At 67.4% G+C, this 16,892-nt stretch carries 15 protein-coding genes and 1 riboswitch; of the genes, 3 read left to right on the top strand and 12 right to left on the bottom strand.

Annotated features, from left to right (window positions below; genetic code table 11):
• Positions 1-4: 4 nt before the first annotated feature.
• Positions 5-1,510, bottom strand: a complete 1,506-nt coding sequence (locus tag AB0L71_RS30750; protein ID WP_365249321.1) for a glutamate--cysteine ligase — start codon at positions 1,508-1,510, stop codon at positions 5-7.
• 479 nt (positions 1,511-1,989) lie between these two features.
• Here AB0L71_RS30750 and AB0L71_RS30745 point away from each other — a divergent pair, with 479 nt between their 5' ends.
• Entirely contained in the window at positions 1,990-2,583 is a 594-nt protein-coding gene (locus AB0L71_RS30745; protein WP_365249318.1) for a hypothetical protein, read from the top strand.
• A gap of 322 nt (positions 2,584-2,905) precedes the next feature.
• Positions 2,906-3,112, top strand: coding sequence for a DUF5999 family protein (locus tag AB0L71_RS30740; protein WP_365249315.1), 207 nt, complete (start codon positions 2,906-2,908; stop codon positions 3,110-3,112).
• An 87-nt stretch (positions 3,113-3,199) separates the two neighbouring features.
• On the opposite strand, the gene gcvP is transcribed toward AB0L71_RS30740, so the two are convergent.
• Complete coding sequence (gcvP, locus tag AB0L71_RS30735) at positions 3,200-6,085, bottom strand: aminomethyl-transferring glycine dehydrogenase (protein WP_365249312.1); 2,886 nt, start codon at positions 6,083-6,085, stop codon at positions 3,200-3,202.
• Between the two features lie 194 nt (positions 6,086-6,279).
• A riboswitch (glycine riboswitch) is annotated at positions 6,280-6,376 on the bottom strand.
• A gap of 113 nt (positions 6,377-6,489) precedes the next feature.
• On the opposite strand from gcvP, the gene AB0L71_RS30730 reads away from it, so the two are divergent.
• Positions 6,490-6,858: a PRC-barrel domain-containing protein gene (locus AB0L71_RS30730; protein ID WP_365249309.1), complete on the top strand. Its 369-nt coding sequence runs from the start codon at positions 6,490-6,492 to the stop codon at positions 6,856-6,858.
• On the opposite strand, the gene AB0L71_RS30725 is transcribed toward AB0L71_RS30730, so the two are convergent.
• The 10 genes from AB0L71_RS30725 to AB0L71_RS30680 all read right to left on the bottom strand — a co-directional run bounded on the left by AB0L71_RS30725 (position 6,783) and on the right by AB0L71_RS30680 (position 16,724).
• Positions 6,783-8,255: a DNA polymerase IV gene (locus AB0L71_RS30725; protein ID WP_365249306.1), complete on the bottom strand. Its 1,473-nt coding sequence runs from the start codon at positions 8,253-8,255 to the stop codon at positions 6,783-6,785. The two genes, AB0L71_RS30730 and AB0L71_RS30725, sit on opposite strands and share 76 nt — an antisense overlap.
• Before the next feature lie 57 nt (positions 8,256-8,312).
• Positions 8,313-8,930, bottom strand: a complete 618-nt coding sequence (locus tag AB0L71_RS30720) for a MerR family transcriptional regulator (RefSeq protein WP_365249303.1) — start codon at positions 8,928-8,930, stop codon at positions 8,313-8,315.
• A gap of 170 nt (positions 8,931-9,100) precedes the next feature.
• On the bottom strand, positions 9,101-9,574 hold the full coding sequence (locus AB0L71_RS30715; RefSeq protein ID WP_024493232.1) for a bifunctional nuclease family protein: 474 nt from the start codon (positions 9,572-9,574) through the stop codon (positions 9,101-9,103).
• Positions 9,575-9,627: 53 nt separating this feature from the next.
• Complete coding sequence (locus tag AB0L71_RS30710) at positions 9,628-10,371, bottom strand: MerR family transcriptional regulator (RefSeq protein ID WP_365249300.1); 744 nt, start codon at positions 10,369-10,371, stop codon at positions 9,628-9,630.
• 17 nt (positions 10,372-10,388) lie between these two features.
• On the bottom strand, positions 10,389-11,174 hold the full coding sequence (locus tag AB0L71_RS30705) for an FHA domain-containing protein (RefSeq protein ID WP_365249297.1): 786 nt from the start codon (positions 11,172-11,174) through the stop codon (positions 10,389-10,391).
• A gap of 190 nt (positions 11,175-11,364) precedes the next feature.
• Positions 11,365-12,117 (bottom strand): DUF881 domain-containing protein, encoded by a 753-nt coding sequence (locus tag AB0L71_RS30700; protein WP_365249404.1) that lies wholly within the window; start codon positions 12,115-12,117, stop codon positions 11,365-11,367.
• 41 nt (positions 12,118-12,158) lie between these two features.
• A complete protein-coding gene (locus tag AB0L71_RS30695) occupies positions 12,159-12,491 on the bottom strand; it encodes a small basic family protein (RefSeq protein ID WP_003970459.1) in 333 nt (110 codons plus the stop codon).
• Complete coding sequence (locus tag AB0L71_RS30690; RefSeq protein WP_365249294.1) at positions 12,488-13,411, bottom strand: DUF881 domain-containing protein; 924 nt, start codon at positions 13,409-13,411, stop codon at positions 12,488-12,490. Before AB0L71_RS30690 ends, AB0L71_RS30695 begins: the two co-directional genes overlap by 4 nt.
• 98 nt (positions 13,412-13,509) lie before the next feature.
• On the bottom strand, positions 13,510-16,005 hold the full coding sequence (locus tag AB0L71_RS30685; protein WP_365249291.1) for a mannose-1-phosphate guanyltransferase: 2,496 nt from the start codon (positions 16,003-16,005) through the stop codon (positions 13,510-13,512).
• 110 nt (positions 16,006-16,115) lie between these two features.
• Positions 16,116-16,724: a CDP-alcohol phosphatidyltransferase family protein gene (locus tag AB0L71_RS30680; RefSeq protein WP_365249288.1), complete on the bottom strand. Its 609-nt coding sequence runs from the start codon at positions 16,722-16,724 to the stop codon at positions 16,116-16,118.
• Positions 16,725-16,892: the final 168 nt, after the last annotated feature.

The raw sequence follows: 16,892 nt of genomic DNA, 5'->3' as shown, positions 1-16,892 counted from the left end.
CGCGTCACGGGGCGGGGACACCCGTCGGCCAGCTGTGGACGGGTTCGCCGCTGTGCATCAGTTCGGCGTACCGGCGCGTGGTCGCGGCCAGTGCGGCATGCCGTTCGAGTCCGGCCTCCCGTGCCCGGTGGTAGGTGTCCACCTGCCAGGACGCCCCGTTCACCCGCCGCTTGCAGCGTTCCTCGATGACCCCGAGGTAGCGTTCGCGGTCCGCTCGCTCGATGTTCCAGGCATCGAGCCCGGCAGCGGCCAGCGGCAGCAGTTCGTCCCGTACGAGCTTGACGGCCGGCACCCGGGTCAGCGCGCCCGAACGCCCTGGGCGGGGCCAGATCAGCTCGGCGTCGATGCCGTGGCGGCAGGCGGTGTCGAAGTTCTCGGCCGCGGCGGTGAACGGGAGCCTGGTCCACACCGGACGGGGTTCCTCGGCAAGTGCCCGCACGAGCCCGTAGTACAGGGCGGCATTGGCGATCACATCGGTGACGGTGGGGCCCGCGGGAAGGACCCGGTTCTCCACCCGCAGATGGGGTACGCCGTCGGCCAGCCCGTAGACGGGCCGGTTCCAGCGGTAGACCGTTCCGTTGTGCAGCACGAGCTCCCACAGCCCCGGCACCCCGCCCTCGTCGAGTACCCGCAGCGGGTCCTCCTCGTCACAGATCGGCAGCAGCGGGGGGAAGTAGCGCAGGTTCTCCTCGAAGAGCTCGTACGCCGAACCGGCCCATCCGTCGCCGAACCAGGTCCTGGGCCGCACTCCCTGGTTCCGGAGTTCCGGCGCCCTGGTGTCCGTGGCCTGTTCGAAGAGCGGTGGCCGCGATTCCCGCCACAGCTCCTTGCCGAACAGGAAGGGAGAGTTGGCGCCGAGTGCGATCTGGACGCCGGCGACGGCCTGCGCCGCGTTCCACACGGCCGCGAAGCGCCCCGGCGTCACCTGCAGATGCAACTGGAGCGAGGTGCAGGCGGCCTCCGGAGTGATCGAGGAAGAGGTGGAGACCAAGTGCTCCACCCCTTGTATATCGAAGGAGAAATCCTCGCCCCGGGCCGCCACCATTCGATCGTTCAGCAGTGTGTAGCGGTCCACGTCCGAGAGGTTCGCAGCAACGAGGTCCTGGCGGCCCAGGGTGGGCAGAATTCCGATCATCACGATCCCGGCATCGGCCTCGCCTGCCTTCCGATGAGCATATCCCAGACCGGTCCGGATCTCTTCGGCCAGCTGATCGAAAACACGCCCGTCCAGACGGTGCGGGGCTATGTTCACCTCCACATTGAACATCCCGAGCTCGGTCTGGAAATCACTGCTCGCGATGCGGCGGAGCACCTCCCCATTTCTCATCTTCGGCATGCCGTCGACCCCTGCCAGATTCAGCTCGATCTCCATACCCATGAGGTTGCGCGGGCGGTCGAACCTCTGTTCTGCCAGGAGCCTCTCCAACCCCTCCAGGCACTGGTGGAGCTTGCTCCGGTACCTCGGCGGATCGGACAGACCAAAGGCGCCGGCCGCGACCTTCTCCCCCATCGAAGCGTCCCTCCCTCAGGTGTGCGGCCCGCAACCCAGCCGCTCGCGTCACGATCGATAATGCCCAGGCCGGTGATCCATAACGCCCCGCGAACACCGCCGAGGCAGTAATGTGAGGGCGACTGTCCGGCGGCACATTCCCTCGGCATGAAGCAGTGCCGGTTTTCGCCGGACGACGGGCGATGAATACACCGGCACGTTTCGGCCGACCGCGTCCTGGGAGAAATCCCTGACGACAGCCGTGCCGCTGACGACGAATCATCAGAATCTCCGCATAATAAAGTCCTGAACCTGCCTTGTCAGCAATAGCTGCACTGCCAGTGGAATCACCGCGTGAACACGTGTCGTATAAACTTCGCGGACGAGGCAGAGAGTTGACGCACCGGCTCGGTCACCGGCCCCTCTGGCCCCACATGCCGACAGCGCCGTCTGCACCCGCCCACGCACCACCGTGTCTCCGAAGCGAGAGGCGACCCACTATGCCGCTGCATGTTCCTCCGGCTCCCGCACCCGCTCTGCGCAGTGTCCTCACGGCGCTCGGTTCACCCACCGCAGTCCGTGAGGCCCGCACACCGGCTCTCCGAGCCGCCCAGGGACCACTGAGCCCCGAACTCCCGCTCCCCGTCCATGCGCTGGACCGGATCGGCCCCGACGGGCTCGCGCCCGCCACCCGGCTCACCGCGTGGCGCTTCCTGATCCGCGACTCGGATCGTGCCGTCGCCGCGGCGGACACCATGCTCACTCCGGACGGCTGGGCCTTCTCGCGCTTCTTCGAGGGGCCGTACCTCGCCTCGACCGAACTCGCCGTGCGCCAGGCCGAGACGTTGACGCCGCACTACCAACCACGACTGCTGTCCATTCCGGGGCTCTACATGCTGGCGCTCTGGTTGCACGGCGATACCGAGGCCGATGCGTCCGGCGGGGCCCTCGGGCCCGACGATCTCCTGGTACCGCTGGCTCCCGCGCCACCGGGTATCGCCGCGCATCGCCCGCACCGGGTCGCCGATCTGCTCCGCATGATGACGCTGCGCATCCCTCCTGGTCCCGGCCCGCTGCTCGGATCGCCTGCCTGACCGCCGCCGCGTCCCGCCTTGCTGCCGATGCCCCGCCGCCGTTCCCGGTCACGGGGCACGGCGCTGCCCTGCACGCACCCGGCCCATCCGGACTAGTCCGGTCCGACCACCCCGAACCCCCCGAACTGGCAGTGCAGTTGCCCCGAACCGTCCGGCCGGGTGATGCGTCCTGCGAGCAAGGAGGAGCGCTGCTGCGAAATCCCTGCGGAACGTCGTCTGTGGCGCAACACTGGGGCTGGACCGATCGATACGGGGGGAGGCGGCCATGAACACCTCATCGAGCCGCAGGACCTTCACCACAACGCAGCGAAAGAACCCATCCATGTGTCAACATCAGCCACCCTGCCCGACCGCCGACTCCGCCGACCGGGAGGCCGCCCGTCTGACGGCGCACCACCCGGAACAGGGCTGGAGCCTGCTGTGCAACGGCGTCCTCCTCTTCGAGGACACCGGTGAGCTGCTCCCGGACGGGCAGGTCATCGCCCCGCATCGCCCCCTGGGGGCCGACCGGGTGGTGAAGGCCGCCTGACCCCGGCCGGGACGAACGGGGGCCGGCCCGGAGAAGTCTCCGCACCGGCCCCGACGCAGGTCCGCGTCACACCCTGACGCTCACACCTCAGCTGTCGTACTCGTCCAGCGGCGGGCAGGAGCAGACCAGGTTGCGGTCACCGAAAGCACCGTCGATCCGGCGCACCGGAGGCCAGTACTTGTCGGCGGCCGAGACCCCTGCCGGGAAGACGGCAGTCTCCCGGCTGTAGCCGTGGTCCCACTCCTGACCGAGCATCGCCGCAGTGTGCGGGGCGTTGCGGAGCGGGTTGTCGTCCGCCCTCCACTCACCGGATGCCACCTTCTCGATCTCGCCACGAATAGCGATCATCGTGTCGCAGAATCGGTCGAGTTCCGCGAGATCCTCGCTCTCGGTGGGTTCGATCATCAGCGTTCCGGCAACCGGGAACGACATGGTCGGCGAGTGGAATCCGTAGTCGATCAGGCGCTTGGCGATGTCGTCGACACTGACACCGGTGTCCTTGGAGATCGGCCGCAGGTCCACGATGCACTCGTGCGCGACGAGCCCGGCAGGGCCGTTGTACAGGATCGGGTAGTGCGGTTCGAGACGCTTGGCGATGTAGTTGGCGGCGAGAACGGCAACCTGTGTCGCACGCTTCAGCCCCTCGCCGCCCATCAGACGTACGTACGCCCAGGAGATGGGCAGAATGCCCGCCGAGCCCCACGGAGCGGCCGAGATCGGTCCGACACCGGTCTCGGGCCCAGCCGCCGACTGGAGCGGGTGGTTCGGCAGATACGGTGCGAGGTGCGCGCGCACACCGACCGGTCCGACGCCCGGACCACCGCCGCCGTGCGGGATGCAGAAGGTCTTGTGCAGGTTCAGGTGCGAGACATCTCCACCGAACCGGCCCGGCTTGGCCAGTCCGACCAGCGCGTTGAGGTTGGCGCCGTCGACGTACACCTGACCGCCGGCGTCATGGACCTCGGCGCAGAGGTCGGCGACGTGCTCCTCGAAGACCCCGTGCGTCGACGGGTACGTGATCATGAGCACCGCAAGCTCCTCGCGGTGCTTCTCGATCTTGGCCCGGAGGTCCTCGATGTCGACCTCGCCGTCATCGGTGGTCTTCACGACGACGACCTTCATGCCGGCCATCACGGCGCTGGCGGCATTGGTGCCGTGCGCGGAGGAGGGGATGAGGCAGACGGTCCGCTGGTCGTCACCGTTGGCACGGTGGTACGCCCGCACGGCGAGGAGACCGGCGAACTCGCCCTGCGAACCGGCGTTCGGCTGGATCGAGACCGCGTCGTACCCGGTGACTTCGGCGAGGCGCTCCTCCAGCTCCCTGATGAGCGTGAGGAAACCCGCTGCCTGCTCGGTCGGCGCGAAGGGGTGCAGTGCACCGAACTCGGGCCAGGTGATCGGCTCCATCTCGGTGGTCGCGTTCAGCTTCATGGTGCAGGAGCCGAGCGGGATCATCCCACGGTCCAGGGCGTAGTCCCGGTCGGCGAGCCTGCGCAGGTAGCGGAGCATCGCGGTCTCGGAACGGTGCTGATGGAAGACCGGGTGGGTGAGGATCGTGTCGGTGCGCAGCAGGTCCTCGGGCAGTGCGTCGGCCGCCACGGCGTCCAGCGCCTCGATGTCCCCCGCAGTGCCGAAGGCGGCCCAGACGGCGGCGATCTGCTTACGGGTGGTGGTCTCGTCGCAGGCGAGGGAGACCAGGTCGGCATCGACGAGTCGCAGGTTGACACCGCGTTCGCGGGCGCCCGCGACGACCTCCGCGGCCTTCCCCGGAACGCGCACGGTCAGGGTGTCGAAGTAGGCGCCGCTCACGACGTCCACGCCACCGGCGCGCAGGCCCTCGGCCAGGATCGCCGCGTAGCGGTGGGTGCGCCGGGCGATCGTCCGCAGCCCCTCCGGGCCGTGGTACACCGCATACATTCCGGCCATGACGGCCAGCAGCACCTGTGCGGTACAGATGTTGCTGGTGGCCTTCTCGCGGCGAATGTGCTGCTCGCGAGTCTGCAGGGCAAGCCGGTAGGCCTTCTTTCCGTCCGCGTCGACGGACACACCGACGAGGCGGCCCGGAAGGCTGCGGGCGAACTTCTCGCGTACGGCCATGAAGCCGGCGTGCGGCCCGCCGAAGCCCATCGGTACACCGAAACGCTGCGTGGTGCCGACCGCGATGTCCGCGCCCAGGTCGCCCGGCGACCTGAGCAGGGTCAGGGCCAGCAGATCGGCGGCGACCGTGACGACCGCCCCGAGTTCGTGGGCCTGCTCGATCACGGGCTCGATGTTCCGAACCTCCCCGGAGGCGCCCGGGTACTGCAGCAGGACACCGAAGACACCGCGCTCCGCGATCTCTGCCGGGATGCCGTCGGAGAGGTCGGCGACGACTACCTCGACACCGGTCGGCTCGGCGCGGGTCTCTATGACGGCGATCGTCTGCGGCAGGGCGTCGGCGTCGACCAGGAAGACACCGTTCCTGACCTTGCCGACGCGCCGCGCGAGCGCCATGGCCTCGGCGGCCGCGGTGCCCTCGTCGAGCAGGGAGGCGCCGGAGGTGGGCAGACCGGTCAGCTCCGCGACCATCGTCTGGAAATTGAGGAGCGCCTCCAGCCTGCCCTGCGAGATCTCCGGCTGGTACGGCGTGTAGGCCGTGTACCAGGCGGGGTTCTCCATGACGTTCCGGAGGATCACGGGAGGGGTGAAGGTGCCGTAGTAGCCGAGCCCGATCATCGGGGCCAGCACCTGGTTGCGGTCGGCGAGTGCGCGCAGCTCGGCGAGGACCTCGGCCTCGGTGCGGGCGGCCGGCAGCCGGAGTGCCTCCGCGCTCTTGATGACATCGGGCACCGCTGCGGCGGTCAGCTCGTCCAGCGAGGCGTAACCGACCTGGGCGAGCATCTTGGACTGCGCCTCGTCATCGGGGCCGATGTGGCGCTGCGCGAACGGAATGCCCTGCTCCAGCTGGGAGAGCGGAGCGCGACGGGGGGTCATTGTGGAGGCCTCCTGGTCTGTCAGGACCTGCGAGGGGCACCACGGCGCGGGTGCCCGAACGGCCTCCCCCTCTGTCATCTCAACCTGAGAGCTTCACCGGCGCGCCCTGGGGCGTACCGGCTTTCACCGTCGGTGAGGGAGGGAACCGCACTGGCACTCGGCCGCACGGAGCCCGCCCTGCTTTCCAGAGTGACCTCGTCCGCGCGGTACGGGGGCCTGAGAGATTCCGGGGAGGATTTGCTCCTTCGGCGCCTTCGGAATCGCTCCGAAGGACTCTCCCGCACGGGGTCAGCAGCCGTGACAAGCCTACCAGCGGGCTTCGCCACGGAATTCTCGAGTGGCCAACCCTCCGGATCTGCATTTCTGTAGTGCTAGTGGAGTAGCCGCGACCAGTGGGAGGGACCGTGCAGACCGACATCGATCCGCGTCGCCTGATCGGCCGCAAGGTGTTCGACCGCAAAGGCACCAAGATCGGCACCGTGGACGAGGTGTACCTCGACGACGCGACCGGTGTGCCCGAGTGGGCCGCCGTACGAACCGGACTCTTCAGCCGGGACGCGTTCGTCCCCCTGGAGCCCAGCGAATTCCTGGAGGATGTGCTCCGCGTCCCCTTCGACCGGGCCTTGATCAAGGACGCGCCCGACTTCGGTGTCGGTCGCCACCTCTCACCGGAGCAGGAACTCCAGCTCTACCGCCACTACGGTCTGGACTCCCCGCCCGGGGAGACCGCCCCGGACAGGGACTTCGGCAGACTGGCCGGCCAGGACGAGTAGTCCACCGGGTCCCGCACCAGCGGCAGCGGATCGGCCGGCTGCAGTTCCGGATCGTCGGTCCGGAACGTACGCACCCGGCCGGGCTCCGATCCTGGTTCCTCGAACCGCACCGTCACCCGGCCGAGGCCGCTGCCCTGTACCCAGCCGTGTCCGTAGCAGTCATGCCGCACATCGTGACCGGCGCTCCAGCACCGTGCGGCGAGCAGCTCGGCGGCCGTCCGGGCATCCTCCGGTTCGCCGTGCCCCGACGCGTCCCGCTCACCCACCGCCGCGACCTCCCCCTCGGCTGTCTCCTCGGCCTTCTCCTCGGCCGCGGCCCGTTCACCGGCGGCCTGGGCGAAGAGGTCTTCCTGCGTGTAGTCGGCAAGGCCCGTGACGCCCACTCCCAGGAGTCGCACGCCTCCGGTGGTGTCCACGGCCTCCAGGAGCCGTGCGGCGGCTTCTCGGACCACGGAGAGGTCGTCCGTGGGTCCTCGCAGCGTCTCGGACCTCGTGAGCGTGGAGAAGTCGTACCGGCGAACCTTCAGCACCACGGTGCGTCCGGACCGCCCCGCACCCCTCAGTCGCTGGACGCATCGGTCGGCCAGCCGGTCCACCTCGAGCCTGATGCGCACCCTGTCGTGCAGGTCGGTGTCGAAGGTGTCCTCGACCGAGACCGATTTCGCGTCCCGCTCCGCGACCACGGGCCGGTCGTCGTATCCGAACGCCATGCGGTGGAGGGAGCCGCCGTGTGCCTTCCCCAGGAGACGCACGAGTTCCGCCTCACCGGCCTCGGCCAGGTCGTTGACCGTCGTCATCCCCGCTCGGCGCAGATGGTCCGCCGTCGCCGGGCCGACGCCGGGCAGGGTCCGTACCGGCATGGGCGCGAGAAGCTCGCGCTCCGTCCCGGGCTCTATGAGGAACAGGCCGTCCGGTTTCGCCTGCTCCGAAGCGATCTTGGCCAGCATCTTGGAACCGGCGAGCCCGACCGAGCCGGTGAGCCCGGTGACCGCCTTGATGGCCGCACGCAGCTGCTCACCGATCTCCAGGGCGGAAGCACGGTCATCGGCCGTCCCACCGGCTTCCAAATCGACGAAGGCCTCGTCCAGGCTGAGCGGCTCCACCAGTGGAGAGAGCCGCCCCAGCAACTCCATGACCTGATCACTGACCATCCGGTACAGCGAGAAACGGGGAGCCAGATACGCCGCATTGGGGGCCAGCCGTCTGGCCTGAGCCGTGGGCATCGCGGAATGCACCCCGAAACGCCGTGCCTCGTACGACGCGGTGGCGACGACCCCGCGTGGCCCGAGCCCGCCCACCACGACCGGCTTGCCGCGCAGGCTGGGCTTCGCCGCCTGCTCGGCAGAGGCGTAGAAGGCATCCATGTCCAGATGCAGGATGGTGGGAGCAGCTCTCACATCAATCGATGTTGCCGCACAGCACTGACATGTGCTGCCCCCGATTCGACTGCCGGGTCACCCGGCGCGGTTGCGCCGCCGCGCCAGCTCATCGGTGGGGTTGTTCCCGATCAGGGTCTCGCCGGTGTCCACGCGCTCGCCGTGCAGCTGGGACAGGGCCGCATCGACGTCCTGCCACACCACGCCCACGGCGATACCGAAGACTCCCTGGCCGCCCTGGAGCAGGTCCACGACCTCGTCGGGCGAGGAGCACTCGTAGACCGTCGCTCCGTCGCTCATCAAGGTCATGCGCTCGAGATCCTGAAAACCCCGGGCCTGGAGGTGCTGGACCGTGGTGCGGATGTTCTGGAGCGCGACACCCGTGTCCAGGAAGCGTTTGACGATCTTCAGCAGTACGACGTCCCGAAAGCTGTAGAGCCGTTGTGTGCCCGAGCCGTACGCCGGACGTACGCTCGGCTCCACCAGCCCCGTACGCGCCCAGTAGTCGAGCTGCCGATAGGTGATCCCCGCGGCCGCGCAGGCCGTCGGCCCTCGATAGCCGATGTCGCTGGCCGATGCCATCCCGTCCCCCGCCACCGCCGCCGGATCAACCGGTTGCCTGATGGTGCGGCCGGCTGTATGTCCCTGCTGCGAGTACGGCCCACCCGCCACCGTACCGTCGCCGCTGCTTCTCACGCCGACCTCCGTCCTTGACCTGCCCTCTCGAAGGTAGGCAGTCACTCGGGGTGCGTCAACGATCGCCACACTCGCCACGCCGAGTGATAATCACCCTGAGGGTGGTTTCTCGTGCCGTGCGAGCGGGAAAGGCTTATCGAATGCGCCGGCTCCGCCCCCGCACAGAACGGTCACTGACTGTTGGTACCGAAATCCTCCGGTGAGATCTGGTCGAGGAACTCGCGGAACTTCTCCACCTCGTCCTCCTGCTCGTCCGGGATGGCGATCCCCGCGTCGTCGAGCACCCCGTCACTGCCGTAGATCGGCGTTCCGGTGCGCAACGCGAGCGCTATGGCGTCGGACGGCCGCGCACTCACCTCGACTCCGCTGGCAAAGACCAGCTCCGCGTAGAAGACCCCTTCCCGCAGATCCGTGATGCGGACCTCGGTGAGCTCCTGGCCGACGGCCTCGAGCACATCCTTGAAGAGATCATGGGTCAGCGGCCTGGCCGGAGCCATGCCCTGCTGAGCAAAGGCGATCGCAGTCGCCTCACCAGGACCGATCCAGATGGGGAGGAACCGGTCGCCTCCCACTTCACGCAGGAGCACGATCGGTTGGTTGGAGGGCATTTCCACCCGGACACCCACAACGTCGAGCTCGTTCACACAGCAACCCTAGGACGTGCTCGGCAGGTTTGGGTAGTCGGGCACCCACGCGATCAGTGGAGCCGGACCCCCAGAGCGGTCTGCACAAGCGCGGAATGAAGCCGCACGGAGAGCTCCGCGAGCTCGTTGGCGGTGGCCTCCGCATGCGCCCTGGTCTGCGGATTCCGGTGCCGACGCAGAGGTGCCACCACCTGCTCGATGAGTCCCGCCTCACGGTCCGCGGCCGATCGGATGGCACGCAGGTGACGTGGTTCCAGACCGAAACGGCCGAGATCCGCCACAAGCTTGGCCACGGTGACCATATCGGCGTCGTATCCGCCCCCCGCCGCCGGAACGACCAGGCCGTACGACTCCCACTCGTCCAGGTCGCTCTCGGTGACCTCTGCCGCGGCGAGCAGTTCGGCACGCCCGACACGGGGCGCGGTGGCCCGTACGGAGCCGCCGTCCCACCCGCCGTCGGTCCGGTCCCGCGGGGCCTCCCCGGACGGCAGGGCGGACCGCTCACCGCGTGCGAGGGCATCCAGGTGCTCGCGGATGACCTTCAGCGGGAGGTAGTGGTCCCGCTGCATCCGAAGCACCTGGGCCAACCGCTCCACGTCGGCCCCACGGAACTTGCGATAGCCGGACGGGGTCCGCTGAGGATCGACGAGCCCTTCGGCCTCCAGGAAGCGAATCTTGGAGATCGTGACTTCGGGAAACTCGTCCCGCAGTCGCAGAAGCACGGTGCCGATGCTCATCGGGCGGTCGTCGGCGGTGGCGGTGCCGTGACCGGCACCGCCCGTCGGTGTTCTCAGCATGGACCTTTCCTGACGAGTCAGATGCCCCGCTGGCTCGCGTAGAAGACCAGCCGGTACTTGCCGATCTGCACTTCGTCGCCGTTGGACAGAGCCACGGAGTCGATGCGCTCACGGTTGACGTAGGTGCCGTTCAGGCTGCCCACGTCCTCGACCGTGAAGTTGCCGGCGCTCCTGCGGAACTCCACATGCCGCCGCGACACCGTCACGTCATCGAGAAAGATGTCGCTCTGCGGATGACGGCCTGCTGTGGTCAGCTCCCCGTCCAGCAGGAACCGGCTGCCGGAGTTCGGACCACGCCGCACCACCAGGAGCGCCGAGCCGAGCGGAAGCGCGTCGACCGCTGCCTGCGCCTCGGGCGACAGGGACGGCAGGGGCGTCTGCCCGGTGGCCTCCGCGTCGTACGCCTCAAGACCGGAGATGGAGATGGTCGAGGTCGTCTCCGAGGCACGCTCGGGGATCCCACCCCTCAGCGGCGTACCGCAGTTGGAGCAGAAACGGCTGGCCTCGGCATTGCGATGCCCGCACCTCGCACAGACCGGCATGGACGAACCCTCCTCCCTCGGGGTGAACCCTCCACCCGTACTCGAGGTTGACGGTTCCGGAAAACCTATGCGTCCGGCACCAGCAGGGTCAACAGACGACGCGCCGGAAGCGCCCGAATTATCACTGCCCGAACCGGACATCTGATCGCGGAAGAGCGGGCGTTCCGAACCCTGTCCCTCCGCCTGACTGTGGCGCGGTGCGCGATGGCGGGCAGCCTCATCGCGAGCGCTCTTGCCGAACAACTTCCCAAACAACTTCACGGGCGATTCCCCTTGACCGAAATAGACCCGCCCGTGGGGCAGGACGAACCCTGAACGAACACACCTGCCGACCCGGACATCTTCACAACGCCCGTATCCACTCGACAGTTTCCACCACGCACCACTATTACGATGCGGCGACCCCCCGCAACCTCCTGCCCGTGTCCTTCGATCCCTCCGCGCGACGACCTCACGAGGACGACGACCGAGCGTAGTCAGGCCGCTCCGCCGGTCGCAAGACATCCACGACGATGTCGTCGACCTGCTCCACATGCACGGTGGCCTGCTCCTTCTCCAGTGTCTGTACCACACCGCCCGGAATGTTCAGCGCCGGCTCCAGATCCTGGGGTTTGCCGATCACCTTGAACACGTACGGCGTCGTGATCTTACGACCGTCAACCTTGACGTTGCCGCCGTCGCCGGAGAAGAACGTACTGGCCACCACCCTTACTCCGTTGACCTCGATCGCCTCGGCACCCGCTGCACGCAGTTCCTGCAGCGCGTCGAGCAGCATGTCCGCTTTGACACCGTTTCCGGGATCATCGACGGTGAGCGTGATCCCGGGACCGTGTGCCGCCACGGTGCCCGCGAGAATACCGAGTTGCCGCTCCTTCTCGACCGTCTGCTTACGTGCCTCCTCGGCCTGGTCCGAGCTGTTCTCCAGCTCCGTGCGCTGAGCGTCGAGGCGCTGCTTCTCGTCCTCCAGACGCTGCGTCCGGTCGTCCAGCTCGTCGAGGATGCGGACCAGGTCCTCCTGGCGGGCGCCCCGCAGCGCGCTGTTGTCACTGTTCGAGCGCACCTGGATGGCCAGTCCGAGCCCCAGGACGAACAGCAGCAGCGCGACGATGAGTTGGGCGCGCGTCACCCGCGGCGGCCAGAGTCCCGCGATCAGTCGCTGACGCCCGGTGAGATCCCTGGCCGCACCGTCCGGCTGGTGGTCCATGTGCCCGTTCCCGCCGGGCAGCTCTTCGTTGCTCATCGGCCTCAGGCCCGGAAGACGTGCCGACGGATGGCCGCGGCGTTGGAGAAGATCCGGATCCCGAGCACGACCACCACACCGGTGGAGAGCTGAGCTCCGACTCCCAGTTTGTCGCCCAGGAACACGATCAGTGCGGCCACCACGACGTTCGACAGGAACGAGACGACGAATACCTTGTCGACGAAGATTCCGTCGAGCATGGCCCGCAGACCGCCGAAGACTGCATCGAGGGCAGCCACGACGGCAATCGGAAGATAGGGCTCGACAACCGCCGGAACCTCGGGTCGGACCAACAGTCCGACCACGACTCCCACGACGAGGCCCAGTACGGCGATCACGATGTGCCCTTCCCTGTGTCTGCCGCACCGCTGCCGGTGTCTGCGGCTTTGTGAGGCTCTGCTGTCCGTACGATCAGGCTCGGCGCAACCGGAAGTTTCACCTTCTCCTGTACGGACAAGCTCGTCCGGATGTCAAAGGTGTCCTTGAGCGCCTGCAGGTACTGGCCGTCGGCACTGTCCTGGAATGCGGTGCCGAACTTCTTCCCGTTCCCCACCGCCAGCAGCGTGTAGGGCGGCACCAGCGGTCTGTTGTCGACCAGTATGGCGTCGCCGGCCGCCCGGATCGCCGACAGGGCTGTCAACCGCTGCCCGTTGATCGCGATCGCTTCGGCACCGGACTGCCAGAGTCCGTTGACGACCCGCTGCAGGTCCCGGTCGCGGACCCGTCCGGTGTCGGTGAATCCGCTGGTCTCCCTCGGCCCGCCGCCGCTCTGGCCGGTCTCCTTGGCGTCGTCGACGACGAGCTTCACCCCGGGCCCCTCCACCGATGTCGCTCCGGCGAGCAGTGCCACCAGCTCCCCCTGGTCCCCGCCGTGCTCCTCCAACGCCTTGCGCTGGCGTCTGCCCACGTCGTCCCGGAGCTTGTCGACCTGTGACTCGAGGGCGTCGGCCGCCGCAGTCTCCCCGTCGATGCGGTCGATCAGTTCCTCGCGCTCCTTGGCAAGGACCGGCGCGGAGACGCGAGCCTGCGCAGCCCCCAGAGTGACCACGAGTGCGGCAAGCACCAGACATGCGGCGAGACCGAGCTTCGACTTGAGCGTGCGGGGCATGCCCGCACTCCCGTCGGCCTTCCGACGCGCCGACGCCTCGGCGTATCCGTCGTCAAGACTGTGGTCCATCACGTTGGTCAGCAGCGACATGGACGCGTCGGGACGCCCAGGGCGTGAGGCGGTACTCCGATCGGGCGACTGCTGCGACATGCCGCACATCGTCGCACGTCGACACTGCTACCGCCGAATGGCCCCTCCGATGTGCCCGACGGCGCCGCGCAACGCCGCTGGGCACACCGGTGAAGACGTCACTGACCCGCGCTCTCCACGACCGTCGCCCATTCGTCCAGCAGTGCCTGTGCCGACGCGTCGTCCGGGCCCTCGGCCCACAAGTGGGTGACGGCTTCGGCCGGGTCCGGCAGTACCAACACCCACCGCCCGTCGGCCTCGACGACTCGCACACCGTCCGTCGTGTCGACACTGCGATCGTCTGCGGCCTCCACGACCCGGCGCATGACCAGCCCCTTGACGGCCCAGGGCGTCGCCAGGTCACGGCGAAGGACATGGGCCCTGGGAATCCGGGCGTCGATCTGGCTGAGGGTGAGCTGAGTCCTCGCGACCAGCCCGATGAGCCGGACGAAGGCGGCCGATCCGTCGAAGACGCTGCTGAATTCGGGAACGATGAAGCCACCACGGCCGTCTCCACCGAAGATGGTGCCTTCCTCGCGTCCCACGCGTGTCAGGTCGTCGGGCGAGGTCGTCGTCCATTCGACCTGTGTGCCGTGGTACGCCGCGACCTGTTCGGCGACCCGCGTCGTGGTGACCGGCAGGGCCACCCGCCCACTGCGACGCTCGGCGGCCACGAGGTCGAGCATCACCAGGAGCGCCCGGTCGTCCTCCACGATCCTGCCCTGCTCGTCGACCAGGGAGAGCCTCTCGCCGACCGGATCGAACCGCACTCCGAACGCGGCCCGGGCCGAGGAGACGATCTCCCCCAACCGCACAAGGCCGGAGCGCCTTGCCTCGGCGGATTCCGTGGGCCGTGATTCGTCGAGGCCGGGATTGATGGTCAACGCGTCCACGCCGAGGCGTCCCAGCAGGCTCGGGAGGACAAGCCCGGCGCTGCCGTTCGAAGCGTCGACGACCACCTTGAGACCCGCGTCGGCAATGCCTGAGGTGTCCACGTTCCTCAGCAGAGCCCCGGTGTACGAGTCGAAGACGCTGGACGGGAAGTACAGGTCTCCGATCTCCCCCGGGAAGGCACGCCGGTATTCCTGCCGCGCGTAGACCCGGTCCAGCTTCCGCTGCCGTGCTTGGGAAAGGTCGGCGCCCCGCTCGTCGAAGAACATGATGTCCACCGAGTCGGGCACACCGGGAGACGTACGGATCATGATGCCGCCGGCGCTGCCCCGCGCGGTCTGCTGGCGTGCGACAGGCAGCGGAACGTTCTCCAGGTCCCGCACATCGATGGCGCTGGCCTGCAGTGCTGAGATCACCGCTCTCTTCAGCGCGCGGGCACCACGCGAGTGGTCACGGGCGGTGGTGACCGTCGAGCCCTTCTTCAGGGTCGTCGCGTAGGCTCCAGCGAGCCTGACCGCCAGCTCGGGCGTGATCTCGACGTTCAGGATCCCGGACACTCCGCGGGCCCCGAAGAGATGGGCCTGGCCGCGCGATTCCCAGATGACGGACGTGTTGACGAAGGCGCCGGCCTCGATGGTCTTGAACGGATAGACGCGGACGTTGCCCTGGATGATCGATTCCTCACCGATCAGACACTCGTCGCCGATGACCGCACCGTCCTCGATCCGGGCGGCCCGCATGACGTCCGTGTTCTTGCCGATCACGCATCCACGCAGATTGCTCTGCTGACCGATGTAGACATTGTCGTGAATCACGGCCCTGTGAAGGAATGCGCCGCTCTTGACCACGACGTTCGACCCGATGACCGTGTGCTCGCGGACCTCCGCACCGGCTTCGACTTTCGCGTAGTCACCGATATAGAGCGGCCCCCTCAGCTCGGCGTCAGGATGTACTTCCGCACCTTCCGCAACCCAGACGCCGGGGGAGATCTCGAAACCGTCGATCTCGACGTCGACCTTTCGTTCAAGGACGTCCGCCTGGGCCTTCACGTAGCTCTCATGGGTACCGACGTCTTCCCAGTAGCCCTCGGCAACGTAGCCATAGATGGGCTTTCCTTCCTTCATGAGCTGTGGAAAGACGTCACCGGACCAGTCCACGGAGACATCGGCCTCGACATAGTCGAACACCTCGGGCTCCATGACGTAGATGCCCGTGTTGACGGTGTCGGAGAAGACCTGACCCCAGGTGGGCTTCTCCAGGAAACGCTCGACCTGACCCCCCTCGTCCACAATGGTGATACCGAATTCCAGAGGATTCGGCACACGGGTCAGGCACACCGTCACCAGACCACCTTTTTCCTTGTGGAAGGCGATGAGGTCGGTGAGATCGAAATCGGTGAGGGCGTCGCCGGAAATGACGAGGAAGGTGTCGTCCTTCAACGCCTCTTCGGCATTCTTGACACTTCCGGCAGTACCGAGCGGCTTCTCTTCGTTGGCATAGCTGAGCTCCATCCCGAGCTCTTCGCCGTCCCCGAAGTAGTTCTTGACCAATGAGGCGAGGAACTGGACCGTCACGACAGTCTCATTGAGCCCATGCCGCTTGAGCAGTCGAAGCACATGCTCCATGATCGGCCGATTGGCGACGGGCAGAAGCGGCTTGGGCATGCTCGAGGTCATCGGGCGAAGACGAGTGCCTTCGCCACCAGCCATCACAACGGCCTTCATGTCGGAAACGTCCTCCTTGCAGAGACGACGGTCTAGCCGACTGGGCCCGTCAAGGCATCCGGGTGTTCAACGGCGGGCCGGCCACATTGCGCGGCACCGCCTCAACGCGCTCAATCGGCTACTACATCCGCCTTGACCAGTCGGCGGACCTGAACCACGTAGAGGATCCCTGCCCACCAATAGAGCGTTGTACCCCACCCTGCGAACGCCCATCCGAAAACAGCGGCCAGAGATGCAAGCCAACCACTATCGTCGCTGAGCAGCAACAAGGGGAACGCGTACATCAAGTTGAACGTGGCAGCCTTCCCGAGGAAGTTCACCTGGGGCGGCGGATAGCCATGGCGGCGAAGGATCCCCACCATCACGAGAAGCATCAGTTCACGGGCCAGAAGCACCGCGGTGAGCCAGAGCGGCAGGATCTCGCGCCAGGTCAGCCCGACAAGGGTCGAAAGGATGTAGAGACGGTCCGCAGCAGGGTCAAGAAGGCGCCCAAGGCTGCTGATCTGGTTCCACCGACGGGCCAGCTTCCCATCGAGGTAGTCACTGACCCCGCTGAGCGCCAGAACCAGCAGGGCCCATCCATCGCTCTTGGGTCCACCGAACTCGGGGCGAAGAATCAGCCACAGGAAGAGCGGTACCCCGACAAGGCGAGCCATGCTGAGGATGTTGGGGATGGTGAGTACCCGGTCCGTCTGGACCCGAGTCTCCTGGACCTCCACCCGGGGGCCTCCTGTGTGAAGAACGTGCCAATGATGCCCACTGACCTTACCCTCAGCCACCGCCGGCCGGTACACAGGGGTGACGCAATGGTGCAGTAAACGCGGAAAAGCCCCGTGCCACAAGGGCACGGGGCTTCCCGTAAAAGAAGTTCGGCGGCGTCCTACTCT

Source organism: Streptomyces sp. NPDC052052, from assembly GCF_040680455.1.
Taxonomy (GTDB): Bacteria; Actinomycetota; Actinomycetes; order Streptomycetales; family Streptomycetaceae; genus Streptomyces.
The sequence above is the reverse complement of the archived record's forward strand: the minus strand, read 5'-3'. Positions and strand labels throughout refer to the sequence as shown.

Excerpts from the sequence above, each read along its gene's own strand:
- AB0L71_RS30685 (WP_365249291.1), bottom strand. The coding sequence starts at position 16,005 with ATGAAGGCCGTTGTGATGGCTGGTGGCGAAGGCACTCGTCTTCGCCCG.
- AB0L71_RS30750 (WP_365249321.1), bottom strand. The coding sequence starts at position 1,510 with ATGGGGGAGAAGGTCGCGGCCGGCGCCTTTGGTCTGTCCGATCCGCCG.
- AB0L71_RS30710 (WP_365249300.1), bottom strand. The coding sequence starts at position 10,371 with ATGCTGAGAACACCGACGGGCGGTGCCGGTCACGGCACCGCCACCGCC.
- AB0L71_RS30740 (WP_365249315.1), top strand. The coding sequence starts at position 2,906 with ATGTGTCAACATCAGCCACCCTGCCCGACCGCCGACTCCGCCGACCGG.
- AB0L71_RS30700 (WP_365249404.1), bottom strand. The coding sequence starts at position 12,117 with ATGGACCACCAGCCGGACGGTGCGGCCAGGGATCTCACCGGGCGTCAG.
- AB0L71_RS30745 (WP_365249318.1), top strand. The coding sequence starts at position 1,990 with ATGCCGCTGCATGTTCCTCCGGCTCCCGCACCCGCTCTGCGCAGTGTC.
- AB0L71_RS30690 (WP_365249294.1), bottom strand. The coding sequence starts at position 13,411 with ATGTCGCAGCAGTCGCCCGATCGGAGTACCGCCTCACGCCCTGGGCGT.
- gcvP (WP_365249312.1), bottom strand. The coding sequence starts at position 6,085 with ATGACCCCCCGTCGCGCTCCGCTCTCCCAGCTGGAGCAGGGCATTCCG.